Annotated in this window: 4 protein-coding genes; all 4 read right to left on the reverse strand. The window is 76.1% G+C overall.

Features of this window, described 5'->3' with window-relative positions; translation table 11 throughout:
- A partial coding sequence (locus B7767_RS26625) for a PAS domain-containing protein (RefSeq protein WP_143652647.1) occupies positions 1 to 1,012 on the reverse strand: 1,012 nt, incomplete at its 3' end.
- Between the two features lie 60 nt (positions 1,013 to 1,072).
- Positions 1,073 to 1,531 carry a peroxiredoxin gene (locus B7767_RS26630; protein WP_085574411.1) on the reverse strand — a complete coding sequence of 153 codons (459 nt, stop codon included), beginning with the start codon at positions 1,529 to 1,531 and terminating at the stop codon, positions 1,073 to 1,075.
- Positions 1,528 to 1,908: a DoxX family protein gene (locus B7767_RS26635; RefSeq protein ID WP_085574412.1), complete on the reverse strand. Its 381-nt coding sequence runs from the start codon at positions 1,906 to 1,908 to the stop codon at positions 1,528 to 1,530. Before B7767_RS26635 ends, B7767_RS26630 begins: the two co-directional genes overlap by 4 nt.
- 77 nt (positions 1,909 to 1,985) lie before the next feature.
- Positions 1,986 to 2,480: a MarR family winged helix-turn-helix transcriptional regulator gene (locus B7767_RS26640; protein ID WP_085574413.1), complete on the reverse strand. Its 495-nt coding sequence runs from the start codon at positions 2,478 to 2,480 to the stop codon at positions 1,986 to 1,988.
- Between the last annotated feature and the right edge of the window lie 156 nt (positions 2,481 to 2,636).

A 2,636-nucleotide genomic window follows, 5' to 3' on the forward strand; every position in this document is an offset into this window, starting at 1 on the left:
CGGCCACCCACCGGTCGAAGTCCGGCTCGCCGGCGCGGGCGAGCACCGCCTCGCACTCGCGCAGCGCCCGCGCGGGCGGGGAGGAGGGCGGGTAGACGTCCGTCTGGCCGAGGCGCACGACCGCCTCGGGAGCGCCCTCGGCGGCGGAGCCGTGCGCCACCCGGCGCAGTACGACCCCGGTGTCCGGCCGGACCGGGGGTTCGTCGGCGCCGAGGACCCAGTCGTGCAGGTCGACGGCGACGAAGTCGGCGACCGCCGGGACCATGAGCGCCACGAGCTCCTCGGCGGTGCGGACGACGTCCAGGGTGGTGCCGATGGCGGTCGCGGCCTCGTTCAGCAGGGCCAGCCGCCGCCGGGCCCGGTGCTGCTCGGTGGTGTCGAACGCCGCGAGGGCGGTGCCCACCGACTCGCCGGAGGGCCCGGCGACCGGCCACATCTCCATGTTCCAGGCGCGCGGGTGGGGCTGGGTGGGGGCCCGGCTGTACATCTCGTAGTGCAGGGCCTCGCCCGTCTCGGCGACCCGGCGCAGATGCCCTCCCAGGCCGCGGGTGTACTCCTCCTCCACGGGTTCCAGGCAGGACCGTCCGACGAGGTTCTCCTGCGGCTCGCCCAGCAGCCGGCAGGCGGTGTCGTTGACCAGGAGGTAGCGCAAGTCGGGGCCGACGACCGAGACCCCCAGGGGCGCCTGCTGGAATGCCCACGCGGCCAGGGAGACCCGCGTCTCGTCGGGCGGTTCGGCGGTGATCAGGTGTCCGGCCGGGGCGCCCCCGGCGCCCAGCAGGGGCCGGACCGTGAGCCGGACCGGTACGGGGTGACCGTCGCGGTGACGCAACGTGACCGGGCCCGGGGGGAGGGGCGCGGTGCCGGACGGCGCGTCCCCGGCGAGCAGCGCCCGTGCGGCCCGTCCCACGGCCTCCTCGGCCGGGTGTCCGGTCAGCCGCCGGGCGCCCTCGCTCCACCCCGTCACGATGCCGCGGGCATCGACGACCATCGCGGCGGAGGCGTCATCCATTCGTCCAGGATCATCCCATCGCGCCCCCGCATCAACCGCGACGGTCCACCCGGGGCCGCGCTACGCGCGCAGCGCGGCGAGCGCCCGGTCCGCGTGGGCGTTCATCCGCAGTTCGCTGCGCACCACCTCCAGGACGGTGCGGTCCCGGCCGATGACGAAGGTGGCCCGTTTCGTCGGCGCCAGGGCGATCCCCCGCTTCACCCCGAACCGCTCACGGACCGTGCCGTCGGCGTCGGACAGCAGGGGCATGCCGAGGGAGTGCCGTCCGGCGAACTCCGCCTGCCGTTCGACGGCGTCCGAACTGATGCCCACCGGCCGCGCGCCCACCGCGGCGAACTCGGCGGCGAGGTCGCGGAAGTGGCAGGCCTGCGCGGTGCAGCCGGGGCTGAGCGCGGCCGGGTAGAAGAACAGCACCACCGGCCCTTCGGCGAGCAGTTCCGAGAGGCGGCGGACGGTGCCGGTCTCGTCCGGGAGCGCGAAGTCCGGGGCCGTGTCGCCCTTCTCCACCCGTCCGCTCACGACCGGCCCTCCGCGCCCTTGGCGACGCCGCGCGCCCACAGCACCAGCGGCACCTGCAGGGGCAGCCGGCCGAGGGCCGCGACCCTCTGCGGGGCGGGGCGGTGCCGCCAGTCGACGGCCATCTTCACGTTGGCGGGGAACACGCCGACGAAGAAGGCCGCCGAGGCCAGCGCGGCGGCCCTGCGGGTGCGGGGCAGCGCCAGCCCGGCGGCCAGCGCGAGTTCGACGGCGCCGCTGACGTGGGTCCAGGTCCGGGGCGAGCCGGGCAGGGAGCGCGGCACGATGTGGTCGAACCGGCGGGGGGCGGCGAAGTGGGCGGTGCCCGCGGCGGCCAGCAGACCGGCGAGCAGCAGGGGCGAGCGTTCGGACCGTGACACGGTTCCTCCTCTGATGGCCTGCCGCGCGATATTACCCGACGGTAAGTACCGTGCGGCGGCGGCCCCGGAGCCCGCCGTCAGGCGCTGCGGGCGGGTTCCGGCTCCTCGGCGGCGTAGGCGAGGAAGTCGTCGACCATGCGGTGGAAGAGGGTGGCGAGCTGCCGCAGGTCGTCGGGCGACCAGTCGGCCAGGGCCGCCTGCATGCCCCGGACCCCCGTCTCCCGGATCCGGGCGATGGCCTCCCGGCCGGCCCCGGTGAGCTCGATGCGCTGGGCACGGCGGTCGTCGGGGTCCGGGACGCGGGTGACGTGGCCGGACTTCTGCAACTGCTGCACCGTGCGGGTGACGTGCGAGGCCTCCACGCCCAGCCGGGCGGCCAGCTCCCCCGGCCGCATCGGCTCGGTGTCCGCCATCTGCCGCAGCAGTGCGACGGCGGCCCGGTCCAGCGGCACGCCCGCCAGGGCCATCAGCCGCTCGTGCTGACGCGCGCGCGTGCTCAGGTAGGTGAGGCGGTGGAGCGCGCGCTCGATCTCGGCCACTTCCTCAGGGGCGGGGGCGTCGGGTGTGGACATGTACCGCACTTTACCATCTCATTGCGTAACTCAATCAATCGCCCGCGCCCGCACAACCGGCGGGCGACGGCTCCCCTCGCCGGGACGGCACGGCCGGGGCCGCGCGCCCGGTCCGGGCGGGAGATCACGGCCGGCACCCCGGGCCCGGCCCACCGG

It is taken from the genome of Streptomyces sp. 13-12-16 (assembly GCF_002114215.1).
Classification (GTDB): Bacteria; Actinomycetota; Actinomycetes; order Streptomycetales; family Streptomycetaceae; genus Streptomyces.